Raw genomic sequence first — 4153 nt, 5'->3', positions numbered from 1 at the left:
CGCTGCGCGGCTCGGTCCCCCTCCCCGTAAACGGGGAGGAATTTTAGTAATGCGCCATTTCCTCAACCTCTCCGACGCCGGCCCTGACGGCGTCGCGGCGATGCTGGCCGATGCGCTCGACCGCAAGGCGGCGCGCGCCGGCTGGCCCAAGGGCGAGGTCGACGCCGACGCCCCGCTCGCCGGGCATGTGCTGGCGATGGGGTTCGAGAAGACTTCGACCCGCACCCGGGACAGTTTCGACATGGCGATCCGCCAATTGGGCGGCACCAGCATCGTCATGGATGCCGGTCAGATGCAACTCGGCCGCGGCGAGACCGTCGCCGACACCGCGCATATCCTGTCGGGCTATGTCGACGCGATCATGATCCGCACCGACGATCACGCCAAGGTCGAGGAACTCGCGGCGCATGCCAGCGTGCCGGTGATCAACGGCCTGACCGATTATTCGCATCCGTGCCAGATCGTCGCCGACCTGCAGACGGTGATCGAGGCGGGCTATGCGTTGCCGGGACTGAAGATGGCGTGGCTCGGCGACGGCAACAACGTGCTGACGTCTATGATGGAAGCGGCGGGCATGATGCAGTTCGACATCGTCGCCGCCTGCCCCCAAGGATTCATGCCGTCCGACGAGGATGTCGCGCTGGCGAACGGCCGGGCCAGGGTCGTCGGGACCGCCAAAGAGGCGGTCGAAGGCGCCGACATCGTCGTCACCGATACCTGGATTTCGATGGGCCAGGAACATGCCGACACCAAGCTCGCGGCGATGATGCCATTCCAGGTGACAAGTGAGCTGATGGCGGACGCCAAGCCGGGCGCGAAATTCCTCCACTGCCTGCCCGCGCATCGCGGCGAAGAAGTCACCGCCGAGGTGATCGACGGCCCGAATTCGCTGATCTGGCCCGAGGCGGAGAACCGGCTCCATGCCCAGAAATCGATCCTGCGCTGGTGCTTCGGGCAGATCGGTTGATCGCGGGCGAGACGCTCCCCACATCCGTCATGCCGGCGCAGGCCGGCGTCTCCCGCAATTTGGCGCAGCGCTAAAGGCAGAGACCCCGGCCCTGGCTGGGGTGACGAAGGATTATCATGACCGCGGACGTTACCGACCTCGACCAGACCATCGGCTTCACCATCCCGGCGCGCCACGCGCGCGGCCGGCTGGTGCGGCTCGGGCCGGTGCTCGACGAGATTCTCGCCGCGCACGCTTATCCGCCGGCGATCGAGCGGCTGCTGGCCGAGGCGCTGACGCTGACCGCGCTGATCGGCTCGACGCTCAAGGACCCGTCGGGGCAATTGACCATCCAGGCGCAGACCCAGGCCGGCGTGGTGACCTTGCTGGTGTGCGATTATCGCGGCGGCGACCTGCGCGGCTATGTCCAGTACGATGCCGACCGGCTCGCCGAGGCGCCGCAGGATCCGACCTTGTTCGCCTTGTTCGGCGAAGGCTATCTCGCCATCACTTTCGACCTCGCGTCGACCGGCGAGCGCTATCAGGGCATCGTCCCGCTCGACGGCGAGACGCTGGCGCAGGCGGCGGAGAGCTATTTCGTTCAGTCGGAGCAGATCCCGACATTGATCAATTTCGGCGTGGCGCGCGATGCGGCGGGGAAGCATGTCGCCGGCGGCCTGTTGCTCCAGCACCTGCCCGAGGGCGAAGTAGGGCGCGAGCGGCTCCACGTTCGGCTCGACCATCCCGAATGGGAGCATGTCGCGATTCTCGGCCGGACGATGGGGGCGGACGAACTGACCGACACTGCGATCCCGCTCGAAACGCTGATCTGGCGCTTGTTCAACGAGGAAGAGGAAGTGCGCGTGCAGGCGCGGTCCGATTTCCGTAAGGGCTGTCGCTGCGACGCCACCTATATCGCCGGCGTGCTGGCCAAGTTCACGCCCGAGGACCGCCGCGAAATGGCCGACGAGCACGGGATGATCAACGTCGACTGCGCGTTCTGCGCGACGTCTTTCCCGGTGCCTGCGGAGCCGATTGCCCCCTAATCATTGTAACATTGCCCGCGCATGGCCACATTTCGGCGGCATAGGAGTGGGCATGGGGAAGGGGCAGATCGTTCTGGCCGCGCTTGCGGCGATGGCGGGGCTCGGCGCGGGCGTCGCGACGGCGGCGGGACCGGCGGCGCTCGACCGGCTCGGGCTGGGTCGCTGGCAATTGCACGAGATCGGTAGTACCGGCGCGCCGCGCTCGCTGTGCGTGCGTGAGCCGCTTCAGCTCGTTCAGTTGTTCCATCCGGGGATGCAGTGCACGCGGTTCACGATCGAAGACGCGCCCGATTATTCGACCATCCATTATACCTGCCAGGGTCGGGGCTATGGCCGAACCACGATCAGGGTCGAGGATTCCAACCTGATCAAGCTCGATACCCAAGGCATCGATCCGTCGGGAAGGCCGTTCGACATGGTGTATGAAGGACGGCTGGTCGGCGCCTGCGCATCGGCGGGCAGCCGTTAAGGCGACGTTTAGGGTTGCGGGATTATGAAGGGCATGTGCTCTTCGGGCACGCTTTCCTCCCTGGAAGACGCTGGAAGCGTCCAGACTGGGCCGCCCTCGAGGCGGCCCATTTCTTTTCCGGCCTCTCTCCGAATTGGCAGCCTCTCCCGCTTGCGGGAGAGGGCGTTCGAGCCTAGCTCCCGTCCGATCATGGAAACTTCATCGCCTTTGGCGGTCGCGCTGATTTCGGGCGGCCTCGACTCGATGGTCGCCGCGGCCTCGATGGCGGCGGCCGGCTATCGCCTGCTCGCGCTCTCGGTCGACTATAACCAGCGGCATCAGATCGAACTCGCTGCGGCGCGACGCATCGCGGCGACGCTCGGCGCCGAGCGCCACGTCGTTCTGCCGCTCGACTTGCGGGCGTTCGGCGGATCGGCGTTGACCGCGGAAATCGAGGTGCCGAAGGAAGGTGTCGGCGACGACATCCCGGTCACCTATGTCCCCGCGCGCAACACGATCTTCCTCAGTCTGTCGCTCGGCTGGGCGGAGGCGTCGGGCGCGCGCGACATGGTGATCGGGGTCAATGCGCTCGATTATTCGGGCTATCCCGATTGCCGTCCCGAATTCGTCGCGGCGTTCGAGGACATGGCCGCGCTTGCTACCAAGGCAGGGGTCGAGGGCGACCGCTTCCGCATCCACGCGCCGCTCCAGCACATGACCAAGGCTGATATCGTACGCGAGGGCACGCGGCTGGGGCTCGATCTGGGGATGAGCTGGTCGTGTTACGACCCCGCGCCGGGCGGCCTCCATTGCGGATTGTGCGACAGCTGTCGCCTGCGCGCCAAGGGGTTCGAGGAAGCCGGCATTCCCGACCCGACGCGCTACGCCGCCTGACGATGAGCTACGCGGTCAAGGAGATGTTCCTCACGCTCCAGGGCGAGGGTGTGAATGCGGGGCGGCGCGCGGTGTTCGTTCGCTTCGCCGGATGCAATCTCTGGTCGGGGCGCGAACGGGACCGGGCAAGCGCGATCTGCCGCTTCTGCGATACCGATTTCGTCGGGACTGACGGCGAAGGCGGCGGGCGGTTCGCCGATGCCACGGCATTGGCAGAGGCGGCGGCGCGTTTCTGGGGGGAGGGGCGCGAGGAGCGTTTCTGCGTCCTCACCGGCGGCGAACCCATGCTTCAGGTCGACGATGCGCTGGTCGATGCGCTACACGCGGCGGGCTTCGTCATCGCTATCGAGAGCAACGGCACGATCGCCGTTCATCCCGGGATCGACTGGGTGTGCATCAGCCCCAAGGCCGGGAGCGAGGTGGTGCAGCGTTCGGGCGACGAGCTCAAATTGGTTTGGCCGCAGCCGGGCACCGATGTCGATACGCTGGACAGCTGGGATTTCGCGCATCGCCTCGTCCAGCCGCTCGACACCGGCTCGCCCGAGGGGAATGCCGCTAGCGAAGCCGCCGCGATCGCGCTGGTCATGGACTGCCCGCGCTGGCGCCTGACGCTGCAGGCGCACAAGAGGCTGGGCCTCCGCTGACTTTCGGCCTCTCCCTTCAGGCGGGAGAGGCGGTTGGTACGCTCAGCGGCGCGTGTTTTTTTTATTTTGCGGGTCGCCCCCAAAAAAGAACCGAAATCCGTGCATGCGCCACCCGCGTGGGGGGGAAACCGGCCGGAACACAAATGTGCGCGAAAAGAAAGCCCGCGGGCAAATA

5 protein-coding genes are annotated in these 4153 nt (G+C 66.3%); all 5 read left to right on the top strand.

Going from position 1 to position 4153, the window contains the following annotated elements:
- Positions 1–49: 49 nt before the first annotated feature.
- The 5 genes from argF to queE all read left to right on the top strand — a co-directional run bounded on the left by argF (position 50) and on the right by queE (position 3978).
- Positions 50–967, top strand: coding sequence for an ornithine carbamoyltransferase (argF, locus tag ACTHJR_RS08940; RefSeq protein WP_440522794.1), 918 nt, complete (start codon positions 50–52; stop codon positions 965–967).
- A 116-nt stretch (positions 968–1083) separates the two neighbouring features.
- Entirely contained in the window at positions 1084–1992 is a 909-nt protein-coding gene (gene hslO / locus ACTHJR_RS08935) for an Hsp33 family molecular chaperone HslO (RefSeq protein ID WP_440522793.1), read from the top strand.
- Between the two features lie 52 nt (positions 1993–2044).
- Positions 2045–2461, top strand: a complete 417-nt coding sequence (locus ACTHJR_RS08930; RefSeq protein WP_440522792.1) for a hypothetical protein — start codon at positions 2045–2047, stop codon at positions 2459–2461.
- Positions 2462–2650: 189 nt separating this feature from the next.
- Positions 2651–3334, top strand: coding sequence for a 7-cyano-7-deazaguanine synthase QueC (gene queC, locus ACTHJR_RS08925; RefSeq protein WP_440522791.1), 684 nt, complete (start codon positions 2651–2653; stop codon positions 3332–3334).
- Positions 3335–3336: 2 nt separating this feature from the next.
- Positions 3337–3978 carry a 7-carboxy-7-deazaguanine synthase gene (queE, locus tag ACTHJR_RS08920; RefSeq protein WP_440522790.1) on the top strand — a complete coding sequence of 214 codons (642 nt, stop codon included), beginning with the start codon at positions 3337–3339 and terminating at the stop codon, positions 3976–3978.
- Positions 3979–4153: the final 175 nt, after the last annotated feature.

This window comes from Sphingomonas sp. (assembly GCF_051962185.1).
Taxonomy (GTDB): domain Bacteria; phylum Pseudomonadota; class Alphaproteobacteria; order Sphingomonadales; family Sphingomonadaceae; genus Sphingomonas.
Note: the sequence above shows the minus strand (reverse complement) of the source record. Positions and strands in the feature narration are given on the sequence as shown.